This is a genomic window from Streptomyces sp. NPDC055955, from assembly GCF_042270245.1.
Classification (GTDB): Bacteria; Actinomycetota; Actinomycetes; order Streptomycetales; family Streptomycetaceae; genus Streptomyces.
Genome location: NZ_JBHJYS010000025.1, coordinates 55638 through 75259, shown reverse-complemented (window position 1 = coordinate 75259; position 19622 = coordinate 55638). Strand labels below are relative to the sequence as shown.

14 protein-coding genes are annotated in these 19622 nt (G+C 67.8%); 13 read left to right on the top strand and 1 reads right to left on the bottom strand.

From position 1 onward, the window contains the following. Nucleotides 1-38 precede the first annotated feature (38 nt). From ACFC96_RS37165 to ACFC96_RS37110, 12 genes are all read left to right on the top strand, one after another. Nucleotides 39-869 (top strand): phytanoyl-CoA dioxygenase family protein, encoded by an 831-nt coding sequence (locus ACFC96_RS37165; RefSeq protein WP_340458316.1) that lies wholly within the window; start codon nt 39-41, stop codon nt 867-869. A gap of 21 nt (nt 870-890) precedes the next feature. Continuing rightward, the gene (locus tag ACFC96_RS37160; RefSeq protein WP_376616568.1) at nt 891-1295 is read left to right on the top strand and encodes a RidA family protein; all 405 of its coding nucleotides are present in this window, start codon (nt 891-893) and stop codon (nt 1293-1295) included. 309 nt (nt 1296-1604) lie between these two features. Further along, nucleotides 1605-3005 carry an MFS transporter gene (locus ACFC96_RS37155; RefSeq protein ID WP_376616566.1) on the top strand — a complete coding sequence of 467 codons (1401 nt, stop codon included), beginning with the start codon at nt 1605-1607 and terminating at the stop codon, nt 3003-3005. A 10-nt stretch (nt 3006-3015) separates the two neighbouring features. Continuing rightward, nucleotides 3016-4320 carry an NAD(P)/FAD-dependent oxidoreductase gene (locus ACFC96_RS37150; protein WP_376616564.1) on the top strand — a complete coding sequence of 435 codons (1305 nt, stop codon included), beginning with the start codon at nt 3016-3018 and terminating at the stop codon, nt 4318-4320. 356 nt (nt 4321-4676) lie between these two features. Beyond that, the gene (locus ACFC96_RS37145; protein ID WP_376616563.1) at nt 4677-6920 is read left to right on the top strand and encodes a CDP-glycerol glycerophosphotransferase family protein; all 2244 of its coding nucleotides are present in this window, start codon (nt 4677-4679) and stop codon (nt 6918-6920) included. Nucleotides 6921-6942: 22 nt separating this feature from the next. Continuing rightward, nucleotides 6943-9171 (top strand): CDP-glycerol glycerophosphotransferase family protein, encoded by a 2229-nt coding sequence (locus ACFC96_RS37140; protein ID WP_376616561.1) that lies wholly within the window; start codon nt 6943-6945, stop codon nt 9169-9171. 49 nt (nt 9172-9220) lie between these two features. Further along, a complete protein-coding gene (locus ACFC96_RS37135) occupies nt 9221-11464 on the top strand; it encodes a CDP-glycerol glycerophosphotransferase family protein (protein WP_376616559.1) in 2244 nt (747 codons plus the stop codon). 65 nt (nt 11465-11529) lie between these two features. After that, nucleotides 11530-13068, top strand: a complete 1539-nt coding sequence (locus tag ACFC96_RS37130; protein WP_376616557.1) for a hypothetical protein — start codon at nt 11530-11532, stop codon at nt 13066-13068. A 111-nt stretch (nt 13069-13179) separates the two neighbouring features. Continuing rightward, complete coding sequence (locus ACFC96_RS37125; RefSeq protein WP_376616555.1) at nt 13180-14676, top strand: hypothetical protein; 1497 nt, start codon at nt 13180-13182, stop codon at nt 14674-14676. A gap of 98 nt (nt 14677-14774) precedes the next feature. After that, nucleotides 14775-16826: a N,N-dimethylformamidase beta subunit family domain-containing protein gene (locus ACFC96_RS37120; protein ID WP_376616553.1), complete on the top strand. Its 2052-nt coding sequence runs from the start codon at nt 14775-14777 to the stop codon at nt 16824-16826. A 40-nt stretch (nt 16827-16866) separates the two neighbouring features. Beyond that, nucleotides 16867-17292 (top strand): hypothetical protein, encoded by a 426-nt coding sequence (locus ACFC96_RS37115; protein WP_376616551.1) that lies wholly within the window; start codon nt 16867-16869, stop codon nt 17290-17292. 129 nt (nt 17293-17421) lie between these two features. Beyond that, a complete protein-coding gene (locus tag ACFC96_RS37110; protein WP_376616550.1) occupies nt 17422-18045 on the top strand; it encodes an acyltransferase in 624 nt (207 codons plus the stop codon). Between the two features lie 59 nt (nt 18046-18104). Here the strand turns inward: ACFC96_RS37110 and ACFC96_RS37105 are convergent, their stop codons facing one another. After that, a complete protein-coding gene (locus ACFC96_RS37105) occupies nt 18105-19067 on the bottom strand; it encodes a glycosyltransferase family 2 protein (protein ID WP_376616549.1) in 963 nt (320 codons plus the stop codon). A 90-nt stretch (nt 19068-19157) separates the two neighbouring features. Here ACFC96_RS37105 and ACFC96_RS37100 point away from each other — a divergent pair, with 90 nt between their 5' ends. Continuing rightward, nucleotides 19158-19604, top strand: coding sequence for a GtrA family protein (locus ACFC96_RS37100; protein WP_376616547.1), 447 nt, complete (start codon nt 19158-19160; stop codon nt 19602-19604). The last annotated feature ends 18 nt before the right edge of the window (nt 19605-19622 follow it).

Below are 19622 nucleotides of genomic sequence, written 5' to 3'. Positions count from 1 at the left end.
GCTTTCCTCCCCACTCCCGACCTGAAGGAGCAACCATCATGGACGAGTCCGTACGGAAGGCGTTCCGTAACGATGGCGCCGTGCTGCTGAAGGACTGCCTCGACGCAGCGCAGCTGACGCGGTGCCACGAGGCATTCACCTGGGCCGTCGCCAACCCCGGCCCCCACGCCTCATCGATGTTCGACGGAACCGAGCAGCGGTCCCACGTCGACAACGCCAACCCTCTCGCCAAGGACCACCTCGACGAGCTCGTGACCCAGTTGCCGCTCGGCAAGCTGTTCGCCGAGCTGTGGGGTTCGGACAACGTCTGGTACTTCGCCGAGGAGATCTTCCTCAAGGCCGGCGGCGTCGGTGCGCGCAGCGCGTGGCACCAGGACACCGCCTACCTGCCCTGGGCGGGCGAGCACTGGGGCAACGCGTGGATCAGCTTCCAGCCGATCCCCCGGCAGAACTCGTTGGAGATCGTCAGGGGCTCCCGCCACGGCATCCAGTACGACGGCACCACGTTCGCCAACCCCGACGACCCGACCGAACCGCTCCACGGCGAGGAGTTCTACCCCCGGCTGCCCGACATCGACGCCGAGCGGGCGGTCGATCCGGACGCCTACGACGTGATCTCGTGGGCCATCGAGCCCGGCGACGTACTGACGCTGCACCCTCGGTCGCTGCACGGCGGCGCCGGTGTCGATGCCGGCTGCCCGGAGCGGCACACGCTGGTCCTCCGCTTCTTCGGCGACGACGCGACGTTCCGTCCGCTCCCGGAGTCCAAGGCCAAGTACGGCCGCAACGGCGTTCTCTTCACCGAAGAGATGGCCAAGCTCCGAGCGGGCGACAAGTTCCGTTCGTCCGTCTTCCGCAAGGTCGTCTGACCGGGATCGCGAGGCACTGTCATGAAGCGCCACCTGATCAATCCCGGCTCCACCCGGGCCACGTACGAGCGCCTGCACTTCTCGCAGGCCAACCGCGCAGGAGACACCGTCTGGGTGTCGGGCCAAGTGGGAATCGACCCGGCCACCCTGCAGGCCGCCGACGGCATGGAGGCCCAGGCACGGCTCGCGTTCGAGGGCGCGAAGGCCGTCCTCGAAGCGGCCGGCGCTTCCCTGGCCGACGTCGTCGAGCTCACGACGTTCCACACCGATCTCCGGGGCGGCGTGGCGGAGTTCATGGAGGTCAAGGACAAGTACTTCCCCGACCGCTACCCGGCCTGGACCGCGGTCGGCGTGACCCAACTGGCTCGCCCCGAGTTTCTGGTCGAGATCCGTGTCGTCGCCGTGGCCGGCAGCGGCGCCGACTGAGCCGCTCCCTCTACACACGCCGGCTGACACCGGCAGGGCCCGGCAGGCACCAGCTGCCCCGGGCTGCTGACACCGGCCAGTCCATCCATCGCCCCGACACGACGGGCGATCGCTAGCCGCCATCCACGCAAGCCGCGCCCGGGACAACCGCCGCATCACCGCGGTGCCTCGGGCGCGACCCCGGCCCGTGTGCCCGGCCCCAGGGCAGCGAGGTTCACCGGGCGCGAGCACTCCCCCTCTGCACACACCACTGCATGCTCCGCACTCCTCGTCCGCGAGAGCGGTGTGCCCTGCACGAAGGAGAAAAACATGGATCGTTCTCCCTACACGGTCACGGGTGTCCCACCCACCACCGCGGCGGCCTTGTCGGCGCGGCTCGACCGGCTGCCGGTCATGGCGCCGCACATCGTCTGGATCTCGATCCTGACGGTCAATCTGTCGTTCGAGTACTACGACAACGCCCTCTTCGCCTACATCCTCCCAGCGATCATGGCGAACTCCGGTCTGAGCCTGGATCAGACCGGCATGGTCAGCAGCGCGTTCTTCGTCGGCATGATCCTGGGCGCGCTGTTCGGCGGGCGCCTGTCCGACCGGCTCGGCCGTCGACGCGTCCTGACCTGGGCGACGGTGGTCTACTCGTTGGGAGCCCTGCTGACGTCGGTCTCGTCGGACTACGACCTGATGCTCGTGTCCCGGGTGATCACAGGTATCGGCGTACAGGCCGCGACGTCGGCGCTGTTGGCCTACCTCGCCGAGATGTTCCCCAGCAGGTCACGCGGCCGGTTCGTGTCCGTCGTGACCGGTGCGTTCGTGATCGTGGCGCCGCTGGTGGGCGCGCTCGCGTTCTACCTGGTTCCGGGTGGTGGACCGGACATGTGGCGCCACCTGTTCGCAGCGGGTGGCGTCGGTCTGCTGGTGGCTCCGTTGTGCCGCCTGCTGCTGCCGGAGTCGGTGCGCTGGTACGCCTCGCGCGGACACATCGAAAAGGGCGAGACGATCGTCCGCGGACTCGAAGCACGCGCTCTTCGTCGCGGGCCGCTGCCCGAACCCGAGTTGGTCGAGGGCGGTGCAAGACATCTCAGCCTGCGCGACATCTTCGGCAACAAGCGCATGCTGTTGACCGTCGTGGTGCTCGCGGCCGGCTACTTCGGCTCGACGCTCGGCCTGTACCTGTACCAGAACTGGTCCACGTACGTGCTCGTGGACGGACTCGGCTTCAGCGAGTCGACAGCGTACGGAATCATCATGACCTGGAGCATCGTCTACGCGGTCACGCCGTTCCTCGCCCTGGTCCTGATGGACCGGGTCGAGCGGAAGACGCTCGTGCTGTCGATGTCCGTCATCAGCGCCCTGCCGATCCTCCTGTTGGGCCTGTCGACCGACAACACCGCCGTGGCCGTCGCGGGCGGTGCGGCCGGGATCGTGACCGGCATCGTCGTCACCGTCTACTACGCCTACATCCCCGAGGCGTTCCCCACGGAGGCCCGCGGCCTCGGCAGCGGGATCATCATCAGCGTCGGGCGCGTCGGCGGTGCGGCCTCGGGAGTGCTCGGCGCGGCGCTCTACGGAGCCTGGGGGCGAGGCGGCCTGATGGCCGTCGCGGCGGCGTCGTACGTCGTGTTCTCGATCGTCGTCCTCCTCTTCGGGCCACGGACGACCAACCGGCCGCTCGAAGGCGTCACAGCCGACGACCTCGGCGCAGCGAAGTGAGGAAAGAGAGATGACGACCATGGGAGGAATCACCTTCTCGGAACTCGGCTGGGCGGCCCCGCCCACCGACGTCACAGCACCCCTGGAAGGCACTCTCACGTGTGACGTCGCGGTCGTCGGGGGCGGCTACGCCGGCATGGCGACCGCCCTGCGACTGGCCGAACGAGGCGCTGACGTCGTCCTGCTCGAGGCCGGGTTCTGCGGCTGCGGAGCGAGCTCCCGCAACGCGGGCCAGCTGGGCAGCGTGCCCGGAGGCGACCCGGCACTCCTCAGCGCGCTGCACCCGCGGCGCTTCCCCGGCCTCATCCGTCTCGCCGAGGGGGCCGTCGACTTCATCGAGAGCACGATCACGCGGCTCGGCATCGACTGCGACTACGAACCAACGGGCAACGTCGCAGCCGCCGTCACCCCCGCGCAGGTCAAGATCGCGAAGAGGAAGTGGGAGCTCTTCCGAAAGGCCGGTGTGGACGTCGAGTTCGGCGATGCCCGCGCCCTCGGCCTGCCGGAAGCGTTTCTCGAGGGCATGCTCGAGCGCAAGGGCGGCGTGCTGGACCCGGGCAAGTTCGCGCTCGGGCTCCGCACGGCGCTCCTCGGGTCGGGCGCGAGGGTGTTCGAGCAAACCCCGGTTCAGTCGATGGAGCCCACCGGAGTGGGGGTCATCGTCGCCGTGCCGGGCGGCCACGTCCGTGCCGAGCGCGTGGTGCTCACCACCAACGCCTGCTCTCGCGACCTGGCGATCGCCCCGAAGCGGCTGGCCGCACCGGTGTGGGTGAGCATGATCGAGACCGAGCCGATTCCGGCCGACCGCATCAAGGAGGCCGGCTGGGCGAGCCGTTCGGGCATCGTCACCCAGCACCAGATCATGGAGAGCTACCGGCTCAGCCGGCGCAACACGATCGTCACCGGCGTGCGCCGACTGCAGGCGGCGCGGGGCGCGATCGGCCCCCGTACACCGGACCCCTCCGTCGTGGCAGAGCTGACCAGAGGCTTCCGTGCCCGCTTCCCCTCGCTCCACGACATCGCGATCCGGCGGGCGTGGGGCGGGTGGATCGCGATGACTCCGTCGTGGTTGCCGGTCGCCGGGGAGGCCACGAGGAACGTCTCGTACCTCATCGCCTGCAACGGTCACGGTCTCGCCCAGGCACCCCACCTCGGCACACTCCTCGCCGACCGGCTCGCCGGCGACCGCCCCCACGAGGACCTCGGCACGGTCTGGCGGACCCGATCGCGGTTCGCGCCCGCGCTCGTCTTCAACGGCCCGGCCATGCACATGTTGTGGGCACTCGACCGGTGGGCGGATCGACGGGCACGTTAGGCATGGCCAGGGCCCCACGGATGCACCGCCACGAGGTACATCCCGCGCCCTCTCGGGCGCGGAACGGGGCATCCCCTGTTGGCGGTCGGCACCGTTCGTGGGGTTTGGTGATCGCAGCACGACGGAAAGAGGCGGTGCCGGAATCTCCGGTGCCGCCCTTTCCGGCCGCCGACGTCGCTCAGAGACCGACGCACTGCGGTCTCGGCCGCCTCGGTCGTCCTGCCTGGAACGGAGCTGCGGGACGTGCTCTTCCTCCTCGTGCGTCTGGGGGTCCCTCGTATGCCGCGTCCGGTGTAACACTCCCCGCCCGTGAACCGTTTTCATGCAATATGTCGCTAATGACCCATGGAACTGCGTTGCCACGGTTCAGTGTGATTGTGCCCGTATATCAGGTGCAGGCATATCTTCATGAATGCCTTGAATCCGTCCTGGAGCAGCCGTTCACGGATCTGGAGCTGATCGTGATCGACGACTGCTCACCGGATGCCAGTGGGACGATCGTCGACGAGTTCGCAGCCCGCGATCCCCGTGTGCGCGCGGTACACCTGACGGAGAACGTGGGTCTCGGCCGAGCCCGCAACGCCGGTCTCGAACGCGCCGTCGGCGATTACGTGATCTTCCTGGACAGCGACGACTCCCTCACCCCCGACGCGCTGCACGCGATCGCGGACCGGCTCAAGAACACCGACGGCCCCGATGTCCTGGTCTACGACTACGTACGGTCGCACTGGACCGGCAGGACGGCGCCCCATCCAGTCACCGGCCACCTCTGCGAGGAAGGCCCGGCGTCATTCACCCTCGATGACAGACCGGCCCTGCTGAGGGTCCTGCACGTCGTCTGGAACAAGGCATACCGCCGCGAGTTCCTGGAGCGTGCGGGCTTCACCTTCGCTCCCGGCTACTACGAGGACGTCTCCTGGACGTATCCGGTGCTGGTGGCGGCGGAGTCGATCGCGGTGTTCGACCGTGTCTGCGTGCGTTACCGGCAGCGCAGAAAGGGAGCGATCACCTGCTCCCCCGGACACCGGCATTTCGAGATCTTCAGCCAGTACGACCGGGTCTTCGCCTACCTGGACGCACACCCCGAAACGGCGCGCTGGCGGCCCCTCGTCTTCCGCCGGATGCTCGACCACTTCAGCACGGTGTTCTTGGCGCCCGACCGACTGCCGAGCGGCAGCCGCGCGGCGTTCCTGCGCCAGGCCCGGACCTACTGCCGCCGCTACCGCGCCCCGGGCGCGACTCCCCCCGCGCGCACCAGAATCCGGCACGCCCTGGTACGTCTGGGCGCGCACCGCAGCTACCGCGCCCTGCACGCGGCGCGGGCCCTCCAGCGACGTGTCCGCCGCGCCGCCGGCGCCGCACGGCGTGCCGTCAGGGCGGCCATCCTCCAGACCCATTACCGCCTCCAGCGCCTTCTTCCGGTGCTCGAGAACGACGCCGTGTTCTCCGCCTACTGGGGCCGCGGCTACGGCTGCAACCCGGCGGGCGTCGAGGCCAAGGTCCGCGAACTGGCGCCCCACATCCGCACCGCCTGGATCGCCCACCCGGAGCACCACCACACGATCCCGCCGGCCACCCGACGCCTCACCCCAGGCACGGCCGCGTACTGGACGGCGCTGGCCCGCTCCAAGTACCTGGTCAACAACGTGAACTTCGACCGCAGACTCGTCAAGCGCCGGGGCCAGGTGTTCCTGCAGACCCAGCACGGCACCCCGCTCAAGCACATGGGCCTCGATCTCCTCGAGCGACCGGCCGCCGTCGGCGACACCGACGTCCGGCGCATCCTCGCCAACTGCGGCAAGTGGGACTACGTCCTGTCCGCGAACCGCCATTCCACGCTGGTCTGGGAGCGGGTCTACCCCGCCGGCTACACCACTCTCGAGTACGGCTATCCGCGCAACGACCTCTATCAGAACGCCACCGGCGAGGACGTGGCCCGGCTGCGTGAAACCCTGGGCATCCCCCAGGACTCCGTCGCGATCCTGTACGCCCCCACGCACCGTGACTACCGCCGCACCCAGCGCCATGCCATCGACCTGGAACGCATGCTGCGCTCACTCGGTCCCCGCTTCACGGTGCTCACCCGCGCCCACCATCTGTCCACGATCCTGCCGGTGGGCAAGGACTCGTCGCAGCTCGTCGACGTCTCGGACCACCCCTGCGTCGAGTCCCTCTGCCTGGCGAGCGACGTCCTGGTCACGGACTACTCCTCGCTGATGTTCGACTACGCCAACCTGGACCGCCCGATCGTCGTGTACGCAGACGACTGGGAGGCCTACGAGGCCACCCGTGGCACCTACTTCGACCTCCGGAAGTTCCCGCCCGGCGCGGTCGCCACCGGTGAGGACGAACTCATCGACATCTTCGTGACCGGCGAGTGGCGCGGCGTGCGCTCCGCCCGGCGGCGGGCCGCTTTCCGTGAACGCTTCTGCCCGCACGACGACGGGCGCGCCGCCGAGCGGGTCGTGCGGCATGTCCTCCTCGGGGAGACAGCGGGCCTGCCGTCCGCGAGGCCATTGGAGGAGCGGCGACCGGCGCCGGCACCCGGCCCGTGCCAGGAATCGCAGGCCACCGTGACTCTGCCCACCAGCGCCGCTTGAAAGCCCAGCGAAGGAGAGTGTGTTGCCCCGCTTCAGTGTTGTCGTTCCGGCCCACGACGGGCCGGGGCGGCTGCCCGACTGTCTCGATTCGGTGCTCGGCCAGGCCTTCGCCGATGTCGAGCTGATCGCCGTCGTCAGTGCCCCGGAAGGGCTGTGCGCCTCGATCGTGGCCGCACATGCGGACCGCGATCCACGGATCAAGGTGGTGCACTCGACGGCGGGCGACGGCCTGCCGGGCGCGCGGAATGCCGGGATCGCGGGCGCGAAGGGCGAGTTCGTCCTCTTCCTCGACGGCGACGACACACTGGTACCCGGCGCACTGGGAATCCTCGACGCCCGGCTCGCCGAGACCGGCGAGCCCGATCTGCTGCTCTTCGACCATGAGCGGGTGCACTGGTTCAACGGCGGCATGGGGGCAACGCTCGGCCGGCTGTGGCAGGACGCGCCGACCGGGGCCTTTCCCGTGGGACAGCACCCCGCGCTGCCCGACGTATGGGTGCCCGCATGGAGCGGTGCCTATCGCCGCGACTTCCTGACCCGGCACGAACTGACCTTCGCGCCCGGCATGTTCACCGACGTGGTGTGGAGCGTACTGACCACGCTTCAGGCCGGACGGATCGCCCTGCTCGACCGGATCTGCGTACGCCATGCCCTGCGCCGCCAGGGCAGCCGGCACCACCTGCCCGGACTTCACCACATGGACCTGCTCGACCAGTTCGACCTGGTGATGTGCCGGACGGCCGAGCTGAAGCCTGACCGGGCCGTGCTCGACAGGATCTTCCACCAGCTGGTCAGCGGTGTGCTCAAGACCGCGGCCTCCCCTTGGCGGTTGCCGAGCTTGGCGGCGCGGCGGCAGTACTTCCGGCGGGCCACCCGGCTCTACCGTCAGCACCGCCCGGCAGGGAACCGACGGCCAGGTGGCAGCGTGGGGCTGCAACATACGTTGCTGGCCGGTGGCTCCTACGCGGCATTCGGCGCGCTGCGCGGCACGAAGCAGCGACTGGACAGGGCGGCCCGGTTCGCCGGACGGTGCCTGAGGTGGCTGCGCAAACGCAGGGGTAATCCGTACAAGGCCTTCCTCAGGCGGCCGGTCGACGAGAATCTCGCGGTCTTCTCCTCTTACTGGGGTCGCGGCTACACCTGCAACCCCGCCGCCGTCCACGCGGCGGCGCGGCGCCTGGCTCCGCACATCAAGACGGTCTTTCTGGTGAACCAGGCCCACGCGGAGCAGATGCCCGACGACGTGGAGAGCGTGGTGATCGGAAGCACCCGCTACTGGGAGGTCATGGCCACCGCCAAATACACCTTCAACAACGTCAACTTCGAGATGTCGGTCAAGAAGCGGCCCGACACCGTCCACGTGCAGACCCAGCACGGCACCCCGCTCAAACGGATGGGCGTGGACCTGGTGGAGTACCCGGCGGCGGCGGCCGCGGTCGGCCCTCTGGGCAAGCTGCTCCACCGCGTGGACCGTTGGGACTTCAACATCTCCTCGAACCATCACTCCACCGAGGTCTGGGAGCGGGCCTACCCGGGTGCGTACGAGAGTCTGGACGTCGGCTATCCGCGCAACGACGCGTTCTACACGTCGACGGCCGAGGACGTCGCCGCGATCCGGCGCCGCCTCGGCGTCCCCGAGGACCGTGTCGCCGTGCTGTACGCGCCGACCCACCGCGACTACCGCACGGACTTCCTCCCCCAGCTGGATCTCGCCGCGTTCTGCCGGGCGCTCGGCGACGAGTTCGTCGTGCTGCTGCGGGCCCACCACTCCTACGAAGGGTCGGCGGGCCTCGAAGGGATGCTGCGCTCCGGCGCGTTGATCGACGTGACGGAGCACCGCTCGCCCGAGGACGTGTGCCTCGCCGCGGACGCGCTGATCACGGACTACTCGTCGGTCATGTTCGACTACGCCAACCTCGACCGCCCCATCGTCGTGCACGCCGACGACTGGGACATCTACCGGGAGACACGGGGCGTCTACTTCGATCTGCTGGCCGCGCCGCCGGGCCCGGTGGCCCGTACCCAGGACGAGCTGACGAGGATCTTCCGCAGCGGTGCGTGGCAGGGCGAGAGCGCGGCCCGGCTGCGCGAGGCGTTTCGTCGGCGATTCTGCCAGTTCGACGACGGACTGGCTGCGGAACGGGTGGTGCGCCGGGTGCTGCTGGGTGAGCCGGCCGAGGCCCTGCCGCCCGTCGTTCCGCTGGGTGAGCGCGTTCCGGCCCCGGCCGCCGCCCGCGTTCTCCATCACTGACCGGTCCGATTCGCACGTACCCCCATCCCCCACGACAAGGGAAGAGCCCGTGCCTCGTTTCAGCGTCATCGTCCCCGTCTACAAGGTTCAGGGCTACTTGCGCGAGTGCCTCGACTCGATCCTGACGCAGTCCTGCACCGACATCGAGGTCATCGCGGTCGACGACTGCTCACCCGACAACTGCGGCAGCATCATCGACGAGTACGCGGCGCTCGACGCCCGGGTCACCGCGGTCCACCTACCCGAGAACGTCGGCCTCGGCCGTGCACGCAACGCGGGGGCCGCCCACGCGACCGGCGACTATCTGCTCTTCCTCGACAGCGACGACAGCTACACCCCCGGAGCGCTGCGAGCCATCGACGAGCGGCTCACCGTCACCGACGACCCAGACATTCTCGTGTTCGACCATGTACGCACGCACTGGTGGGGCCGTGGCGGCAGGAGCATGACCGCGGATCTGCTCGCCTCCGCGGGTACGGACACCTTCGACATCGTGAGCAGTCCCCAGTATCTGCACCTGTTCCTGGTGGCCTGGAACAAGGCATACCGCCGCGACTTCTTCACGGGCCATGGACTCACCTACCGGCAAGGTCTCTACGAGGACGCCCCTGTCACCTATCAGGCTCTGCTGTGCGCCCGCCGCATCGCGTGTCTCGACCGGGTGTGCGTCGAGTATCTGCAGCGCAGACGTGGTGCGATCACCCGCACCCCGGGACGCAGGCACTTCGACATCTTCGCGCAGTACGCGGGACTGTTCGCCTTTGTCGACGGCCACCCGGAACTGCACGAGTCGAGGCCGCACCTCTTCGAGCGGATGATCAACCACTTCCTGGCGACGATCCCGCTCAGCGAGCGCGTACTGCTCGAGGACCGGTCCGCCTTCTACCGGGAGACGGTGGCCTTCTACCGGCGCTACAAGCCGGATGGCTTTACCCCGCCGGACGACGCCTACCGCACCCAGTGGCGCCTGATCGCCCACAGCCCCTACCCCGTGTTCCAGGCCTACGCGCTGGCCGAGCGGCTGGCACACGCGTCCCTGCGCAAGAAGCGCGCACTGTGCGCGGCAACCACCCGGCAGGTCACGCGCACCTACGCCGGGACTCAGCGCCGGCTCCGTCTCGATCCGAATCTCGCCGTGTACTCGGCCTCCTGGCATCGCGGTGTTCTCGGCGACCCGGCGGCCATCCATGAGGCTGCCCGGCTGCTGGCCCCACACATCGACGCGGTGTGGGTGGTGCGGCCGGACGCCGTGGCGCACCTGCCCAGCGGCATCGACTACGTCACCCCGGACACACCGCGCTACCACCGGGTGACGAGCCGCGCCACGTATTTCGTCAACAACGTCGACTGGACACTCGGCCTCGTCAAGCGCCCCGGGCAGATCCACGTCCACACCCATGAGGGGACACCTCTGGGGCACATGGGCGTCGACCTGCTCAGCCGGCCGGCCGCCAAGTACCACGTCGATGTCCGCGCGCAGCTGCGGCGCGCGGACCGCTGGGACTTCAGCCTGGTCTCCAGTGCGTACGCGCAGCAGATCTGGGACCGCGCCTATCCCTGTCACTTCACCTCACTGCCGACCGGCGCCCCGCGCAACGACGTGCTGGTGACGGGAGACGGGATGCGGGCGGTCGCCCTGCGCAAGCGGCTCGGTGTCCCGGACGGGAACACCGTGGTGCTCTACGCCCCGACCCGGCGCGACCATCGCAAGTCGTACGTCCCGCGGCTCGACTTCGAACAGCTGGTGCGAGGGCTCGGGCCGACGGTCACCCTGCTCGTCCGGTTGCACCCGAAGGACGCGCGGGCCCCGTTCCGCGCTCTGCAGCTACGCGACCTCCAGCGGCGCGGGATGCTCCTCGACGTCACCGACGAGCCCTCCGCCGCGGACATGATGCTCGTCTCCGACGCCCTCGTGAGCGACTACTCGTCCCTGCTGTTCGACTACGCCAACACCGACCGCCCGATCATCGTCCACGGCGATGACTGGGAGTCGTACCGGGCGGCCCGCGGGGCCTACTTCGATGTGCTGGCCGATCCCCCGGGCCATGTCAGCACCAGCACGGCCGAGTTGACCGATCTGTTCACCTCCGGGGCATGGCAGGACGCACACTCCGCCGCTCTGCGTGCCGGCTTCCGCCGGCGGTTCTGCGCCTACGACGACGGGCACGCGGCCGCCCGGGTGGTCTCCCTGGTCATGCTCGGCCGGAATCACCCTTGGTCGGTCATTCCCCAGCAGGAGGCACGACAGCCCCGGCAGACCACGCACTGCGCTCTTCCGGACGGCACACGCTGACCGTGCGACCTCACGCATCACCTCCCTACGGCCGCTGTGGTCCGAACATCCAGGAGATCCTCGCCATGTCAGACGCCCCGTACGGGTCCCGGCTACGGGCAGCGACCGCGAAGGCCCGGGCCGTGTGGACGCGCGTACCGCCGGCGCTGCGGCTGCCGCTCGTCGTCTTCCTCTCCTGCCAGGCCTGCTACCTGCTGTGGTGGATGGCCTTCTACCCGGGAATGATCGACTACGACGCGCTCGCGTACACCTGGCAGGTCACCACCGACCACTGGATCTCCAACCACTCGGTCCTCTACAACTCCCTGCTCTGGCTGAGTCTCAACACCACCGGCGGATTCGCGGCCCTGACGTTGTTTCAGACGGTTGCGATGTCCGCTGTGCTCGCCTACGCGTGCGTGAGCCTGCGCACCATCGGCGTACGGGGGCGATGGAGCGCACCGGCCGCGCTGGTGTGCGCCCTGGCCCCGCCGCTCGCCTCGTTCACCGTCTACGTGGGCAAGGACGTGCCGTTCACGATCTGTGCCGTGCTGGTGTTCGCCGTCACGGCACGCCTCACGGGCAGGCGGCTGCGGGGATCCTGGAACGGCCGTCTGCGCCGCTCCGAACTCCTGCTGCTGTGCGTCGGGTTCTTCGGAATCAGTCTCTTCCGCAACAACGGCTTCCCTGTCGCCGTGATCGCCGCGCTGTGCCTTCTTGTGGTGCTGCCCGGTGCGCGGCGCGTGATCGCCTCGCTGGTCACCGTCACCACTGCCGTGACTTTGACGCTGATGTTCGTGGTCTACGGCGCGGTCGGCATCCAGAAGCCGCCCAAAACACTCGTCTACAACCTCCACTACGCCGACCTGTCGGTGACGTACGCGCAGGCACCCGAGCTGTTCACCCAGGACGATCTGCGGCTGATGGCCAAGACGGCGCCGCTCTCGGACTGGCGCACGACGGGAACCACGTGCTTTGCCTCCGACCCGCTGTACCGCAAGCTCAACAGACACGTCACCGACCAACTCACCGAGCCACTGGTCCAGTTGTGGTGGCGCACCCTGCGAAAGGCACCCCAGAGAGTACTGGGCGCGCGGCTCTGCCGCGGACACATCGCCTGGGCCGTCTTCCCCGGGCCGCAGGATCAGGGCGGCAGGACGTACAACGCTCTCGACCGGGTGGATCCGGTGTTCTACAAGTGGTACGCGGAGATGCGGACGAGCCCGTACAACAAGGCGGCCCAGCCCCGGCCTGTGTCCGAAGGCCTCCACCACGTCGGCGCCTTCGCCTACTCCGCCGCCCATGTCCCCCAGCTGGAGTGGCTCCTGTGGCGCGGCGCGATCTGGTGCTACGCCACCTACGCGCTCGTCACGCGGCTCGCCCGGTCGCGCCGCTGCCGCCCCTTGTTCACGCTGGCGGGAGTCACGTTCGGCACTCAGCTCACCGTCTTGGCCGCGACTCCCTCACCGTGCTTCCGCTACATGGCGGCCCCCATGTTCATCGGCGTGCTCTGCCTGTCACTCATCCCCGCGCTGCGCGGAGCGGTGGTTTCCGTCATCCCGCCCCGGGCGCCCCGAGCGACACCGGCCACCGCCCTACCGAAGAACGTGGAGTACGCCCCCTGACAAGCACGCGCGGCAGCTCACACCACGCGCCGCTCCGGTCCGAACGCCCAGGAGGTCCTCGCCGTGTCACACGCCCGGCTCCCGTCCGTAACCCGAGCCGGTGAATCCGGAATGACGGCGGCCTCGAGGGCATGGGCCCTGCGGTCGCGCGTACCGCCGGCACTGCGTCTGCCCCTGGCCGTCTTCCTCGCGTGCCAGGCCTGTTACCTGGCATGGTGGGCGGCCTTCTACCCGGGTCTGATGAGCGTGGACTCGGTGGTCTACACGTGGCAGGTGTCCACCGGCCACTGGCGCTCGGACCACTCGGTGCTCTACAACGCGCTGGTCTGGCTGACCCTCCACGTCACGGGGGACTTCTCGGCCCTGACGCTGCTGCAGACCATCGCGATGTCCGCAGTGCTCGCCCATACCTGCGCGGGCCTGCGGACTCTGGGTGTACGGGGGCGGTGGAGCGCACCGGCGGCGGTGGCCTGCGCGGCGACTCCACCGCTCGGGTCCTTCGTCGTCTTCGTGTGGAAGGACGTGCCGTTCACGATCTGCGCGGTGCTGGTGTTCGCCGTGTCCGTACGGCTGGTGGGCAGGCGTGCGCACGGCACGTGGAACGGCCGTCTGCGGCGCTCGGAGCTCTTGCTCCTGTGCATCGGACTGCTGGGTGTCGACCTCTTCCGCAACAACGGCTTCCCCGTGTCCGTGATCGCGTCGCTGGCCCTTGTCCTGGCGCTGCCCGGAGCCCGGCTCCTGATCGCCGGGCTGGCAGCCGCCACCACCACCCTGACGCTGCTGCTCGCTCTCGTGATCTATCCGGCGGCCGGCATCCAGCAGCCGAGCAAGGCGTTCCTCTACAACCTGCACTACGCCGACCTCGCCGTGACGTACGCGCGTACACCCGGACAGTTCACCCCGGACGATCTGCGGCTGATGGCCCGGGTGGCACCCCTCTCGACCTGGCACGACGCCGGCACCAACTGCTACGTGTCCGACGTCCTCTACTACAACCCCTCACTGAACCGGACCGCGGCCGACCAGCTCACCGAACCGCTGGTGCGGCTGTGGTGGCGCACCCTGCGCACGTCCCCGCAGCAGATCCTCGGCGCACGCCTGTGCCGAGCGCACATCGCCTGGGCCGTCTTCCCCGGACCGGCGAGCAAGGACGCCAGGACCTGGACGTACGGCACATCGATCCCCGCCGATCTATGGGGTTTCAGCCCGATCGAGGACAGCCCGTACCGGTCGCTGCTCAAGGCCCGACCGCTGTCCCGCACTCTCCACCACGCCGCCGTTTTCGGCCGCTCCGCCTTCGGCGTCCTCCAGTTGGAGTGGCTCCTGTGGCGCGGTGCCACCTGGTGCTACGCCACCTACGCGCTGATCGCCCTGCTCACCCGGGCCCGCCGCCGACGCGCCCTGCTCGCCCTCGCGGGCGTCTCGCTCGGCGTGCAGCTCACCGTGCTCGCCGCCAACCCCGCGCCGTGTTTCCGCTACATGGCAGCACCCATGTTCATCGGCGTGCTCTGTCTGTCACTGATCCCGGCCCTCGGAGCCGAACCCGCCGAACGCCCCAGGGCCAAAAGCCGTGGCGACGTGATGCGCCCGGCTGTGCCATCCGAATGACCTTCGCGCCGGTCAGATCGTGTCGATTCTCGCGCATGAACACGTGACGCACAATGATCCCTGCTCGCGACCGCCTCTCCGGAAGGGCACCGAAAAATATGGTGTACGACCCTCAACAACGGTTCTTGAACTTGGTGCCCGGCGGCAACGGAATTATCTACACGATTCAGGCCGACGGAAATCTTTCCTGGTATCGGCATATCAACTGGACCACCGGTACCCCTGCATCCTGGGCAAACTCCGGCTCAGGCAGGCTCATCGGGACCGGCTGGCACAAATTCCGTTTCGTCCTGGCCGCAGCCGACGGACAGATCTTCGCGTTCATGCCCAACGGAGACCTTCTCTGGTACCGGTACATGCTGTCCGACATCAACACCGGCGCCGGCAGCTGGCACTCGGCAAGCGGCAGCCGAATCGGCACGCAATGGAACTTCCCTCGGGTGATCGGTGGTTGGAACAACGTCTTCTACGCCGAGGACGGCAACGGAGACCTGCGCTGGTACAAATACACCGGCACCAACGGCTCCTTCAGCTGGGCGGCGAACTCAGGTTCCAAGATCGGTTCGCAATGGCAGACCTATACCCAACTGTTCGCCGACCCGAACGGGGTGATTTTCGGAACACGGCACGGCAGCGCGCTCAGCTGGTTCCGCTACCTCGGGACAAACGGAACGTTCAACTGGGCGAACGGTGGCACGCCGGTCGACACCACCATTCTGGGGCCGTTCGAGAGAGGGCTCTTCTCCAACGGTTCCGGAGCCGTGTACAAGATCAAGACGAACACCGCCAACCCGCCGGGCCCCGACAACCAACTCCAGTGGTACCGCCTGCTCAACTCCGAGACCGTGAACACCAGCGGTGTCCAATGGGCCAACGGGTCCGGCGCGGTGGTCGGTTCGGGCTTCACCCGCGAGAATTGCGCGGCACTTCAGGGATATCCGACCTCGGTGTCCACCAGGCAGGGCACGAGCCTCGGCATCCACGTGTCCACCACCTTCCCTTCGTACACCTCCTCCACCCTTCGCCTCGCTCCCACCACAGGTGCCCCCGTCGTCGTCACCCAGCCCACCGGTCGGACCGGGCAGTTCCAGCCGCTCCAGAGCAGTTACCACAGCGCCGGCTGCGGATGGAGCCAGTCCTTCTCCGTCTCCGTGGGGACGGGGACAAGCTGGCCGTCGGGCGTCTACGCCTCACAATTGAAATCGCCTCAGGGCAAAGAGCACAACGTCATGTTCGTCGTGCGCCCCTCGTCACCACAACGGCAGATCGCCGTCCTGGTGCCCACCAATACGTATAACGCCTACAACTTCTGGGGCGGGCACAACCAATACACCACCGGCCAAGCCGGTGCACAGCGCACCGTCACCATGCAGCGCCCCAACATGGGAACCTCATGGGACAACTTCTACACGACCGCGACCGGCATCATCGACCATCTGCTCTACAGCGACTTGCAGTTGTTGCGATGGATGACCTCGAAGAGCATCCCATACGACTGCTACGCCGACACCGACCTGCATACGACGGGCGCCGACTGGCTGCGGACACCCTCGCAGGGCGGAAATTACAAGGCGCTGGTACTGATGACGCATCCCGAGTATTTCTCACAGACCGCGCGTGACAACGTCGTTGCCTTCCAGAACAACGGCGGACGCATCATCTACCTGGGCGGCAACGGCATCTACGAACGGATGCAGTACACCGCGGACGGTAACGCGATCATTTTCCGGCGCCCCGACGGCAACCGAGACGTCTACGCGGACTCCGGACAGTCAGAATCACAAATCCTCGGCGTATCGCACTACCAGCCGACCTATATGAGCTTCGCCCCCTACCAGGTGCGCGACACCACCAGCAATCCCTTCACAGCGGGTACCGGCCTGAGCGTAGGAGACACCTTCGGCAGCGTCTCCTACGACATCGCTGCCAGCGGCTGGGAAGTCGACCGCCGGCAGGGCGCCGTGCCCGGTTCCGTCCTCATCGCGGAGGGTCTCAACAAGACGGGCGGGGCCGAAATGCTGTACGTACCGCCCATCGCCACCAAAGGCTGGGTGTTCTCGGTCGGCTCCCTGTCCTTCACGGGCAGCGTTCCGATCGACAGCGCGATCCAGAAACTCCTGCAGAACGTCTTCACGCAAGCGGTCGCCTAGTTTCTCGCGGTCCGACCTCACTGACGAAGAGAAGAGAAGCATGAAGGAGATCTCGCGGCGCACCGTCCTGGTCGGCGCAACGACGTCGACGATCACGCTGGGCCTTCCCCTCGCGGCCGCCGACGCGGCGCCTGCGCGAGAGGCACCGCCGGTCACCAGTGCCTGCGCAGATCTGGGCAGCACGCGGGTCTGCGTCACGGCACGAGAGGTCCAGGACGTGACCGGCCTCCAGTACGTCATCACCAACAGCGGCACACAGCCGATGTCTTACACGGTGTGGTACGTGGATGTGACCGGGGGCCCGGAGTCAGGCAAGGTCACGGAAACGGTGGAGGCAGGAAAGACCGTCGTCGGATACTTCTACGGCGCCATCCAGCACTGTTTCACTCTGCATATGTGCCATGAGGCGGAGAGCGAATGCGTCGTCCTCGGACCTGTCTGCGGCGCCGGTCCGTCAAGCTGGTAGGAGAACGGTCCGGTAAGAACACCCTGACACCGTCCTCGTCAGCAGGCTGCGCAACAACCTGCTGACGAGAGAGGCGGCGAGGCCACCGGGTCACCGCACCCACACGCCCGTCGGGTCGTTCCACAGCACATGAAGCAGAACAGTGAACTGTCCCTCGCTCCGGTCCGGGTGGCGGCCGGGGCCCAGGTCGACGAATCGGCCGCACTGGGTTCCGGCACCGCCGTGTGGGAGCTCGCCCAGATCCGTGAGCAGGCCGTGCTCGGTGACGACTGCGTCGTGGGCAGGGGCGCCTATGTCGGCCCCGGTGTCCGGATCGGCGACGGGGTCAAGATTCAGAACCTCGCGCTGGTCTATGAGCCGGCGGAACTCGGCAATGGCGTCTTCGTCGGCCCCGCGGTCGTCCTGACCAACGACCACAACCCGCGCTCGGTCGACCCCGGAGGTCGTCCCAAGGGACGCGGCGACTGGGAGCCCGTAGGGGTCGCGGTCGCCGAGGGCGCGTCGCTCGGCGCGCGCTCGGTCTGCGTGGCCCCGGTCCGTGTCGGCCGCTGGGCGATGGTCGCCGCCGGCGCCGTGGTGACGCGGGATGTGCCGGACTTCGCACTCGTCGCCGGCGTCCCGGCCCGTCACATCGGCTGGGTGGGCCGCGCGGGGCAGCGGCTCCGCGCGCTTCCCGGCTCGCCCGGCATGTGGGAGTGCCCGGCCACCGGCGTACTGCACACCGAGAAGGACGGCGTTCTCACGGAGGCCTGATGCACGTTCCCACAGCGGCCCGATTCGAGAAGCCGCCGCCCCCGGTCCGCGGCCGCCGGTCAGGAGCCTCCGATTCCGGCGGCGGCACGGCGGTCCGGACTCTCCTGGATATCGAGCATGAGGGCGCCGATGAGAAAGTGGATCCCGGTGAGGATCGGCAGGGACGCGAGCAGGACACTTCCTGCGCTGGCACTCGCAGGCCCTAGCGTGTGGATCAATACCCAGGTGCTCGCCGCGCCGCCGAAAGCGATGAGACACAGTCCCGCCAGGAGCAGAAGAGCGATCGGCGAGAAGGAAAAGACGACGTACTTCAGGACGACACGTCGGCCGGCCCCGCGCGCCAGCTGAGCCATCAATGCGGGAATAACCTTGTGCATCCGCATGGTGGACACCTCGCTCCCGTAGACCGCGGGGACAGGGACGTCGCAGGCCGGGATACGGAGGATGTTCAGATTGATCAGAAGGTCGTTCTCGAACGAGTAGTCCTTGGCCACGCGGTCGAGATTCAGCCGTTCCAGCGCCGTCCTGTGGATCGCGGTGTACCCGTTCTGGGGGTCGAACAGGTGCCAATAGCCGGATGCCAGCTTGGTCATGAAGGAGAGAATGATGTTGCCGAGAATCCGGTATTTCGGCATGCCCCGATAGGAGTCGCGAGAGTAGAAGCGGTTGGCCTTCGTGAAGAGAGCGGTCCCGTCACAGATCGGAGCGAGCAGGGTGGGAAGGTAGGCCGGGTCCATCTGTCCGTCGCCGGCCATGACCACCGAGACGTCGCAGCCCAGCCGCAGTGCCTCCTGGTGTCCGTCGCACACCGCTCCACCGACTCCGGTGTTCTTCTCGTGCCGGATGAGCACCATCCGCGGGTCGCCGGCGTCGATCGCCTCGGAGGCCGTCTCGTCACTGCTGGCATCGTCGATCACCACGATATGGTCGACGAAATCGGGCATGGTGCTGATCGTTTGGGCGATCAGCTTTTCCTCGTTGTACGCCGGCACCACGACGGCGACTTTCATGTTTTGATACACGAAGAAAAACCCTCTCACGGTTCTTTTCCTGGAACCCGCCTGCGGCGACGGCCTTGAGCACGGAGGAAGGTACCAGAAATCATTCAGAAAATGTGGAACTCCGCTTGCCGCTTGTCGTCAGCCGATACGACAAGATTCCTCCTTGTAGGGGGGCTGTGCTACATCATCGATGTAGGGACGCTGATCCTGCTGCACGGTGTACTTCACATGCCCTTGGCCGCGGCCACCTCTCTGGCGTTCGTCACCGTACTGGCGGTCAATTTCTCCCTCAACAGATCCTTCGTCTTCCGAAGCGGAGCGATGACCGGCCCTGCCTTCGCCAAATACCTTGCGCTCGTCGCATTGAATTACTGTGCAACCGTGGCGACGGTCACCGGCCTGACCGCTCTGGGCCTGGCGTACGTAGCAGCCAAGACGACGTCGACCATCATCAATGCCGTGGCAAATTACGGTGCGTTTCGCTGGTGGGTCTTCAGATCTCCCGCCACGCGAAAGCCCCGCAGTCCCGGCAGGTCCGAGCCGGTCCGGGAGCCGTAACCACACCGCGTTGCGATG

Excerpts from the sequence above, each read along its gene's own strand:
- ACFC96_RS37165 (WP_340458316.1), top strand. The coding sequence starts at position 39 with ATGGACGAGTCCGTACGGAAGGCGTTCCGTAACGATGGCGCCGTGCTG.
- ACFC96_RS37160 (WP_376616568.1), top strand. The coding sequence starts at position 891 with ATGAAGCGCCACCTGATCAATCCCGGCTCCACCCGGGCCACGTACGAG.
- ACFC96_RS37155 (WP_376616566.1), top strand. The coding sequence starts at position 1,605 with ATGGATCGTTCTCCCTACACGGTCACGGGTGTCCCACCCACCACCGCG.
- ACFC96_RS37150 (WP_376616564.1), top strand. The coding sequence starts at position 3,016 with ATGACGACCATGGGAGGAATCACCTTCTCGGAACTCGGCTGGGCGGCC.
- ACFC96_RS37130 (WP_376616557.1), top strand. The coding sequence starts at position 11,530 with ATGTCAGACGCCCCGTACGGGTCCCGGCTACGGGCAGCGACCGCGAAG.
- ACFC96_RS37125 (WP_376616555.1), top strand. The coding sequence starts at position 13,180 with ATGACGGCGGCCTCGAGGGCATGGGCCCTGCGGTCGCGCGTACCGCCG.
- ACFC96_RS37120 (WP_376616553.1), top strand. The coding sequence starts at position 14,775 with ATGGTGTACGACCCTCAACAACGGTTCTTGAACTTGGTGCCCGGCGGC.
- ACFC96_RS37115 (WP_376616551.1), top strand. The coding sequence starts at position 16,867 with ATGAAGGAGATCTCGCGGCGCACCGTCCTGGTCGGCGCAACGACGTCG.
- ACFC96_RS37110 (WP_376616550.1), top strand. The coding sequence starts at position 17,422 with ATGAAGCAGAACAGTGAACTGTCCCTCGCTCCGGTCCGGGTGGCGGCC.
- ACFC96_RS37100 (WP_376616547.1), top strand. The coding sequence starts at position 19,158 with ATGTGGAACTCCGCTTGCCGCTTGTCGTCAGCCGATACGACAAGATTC.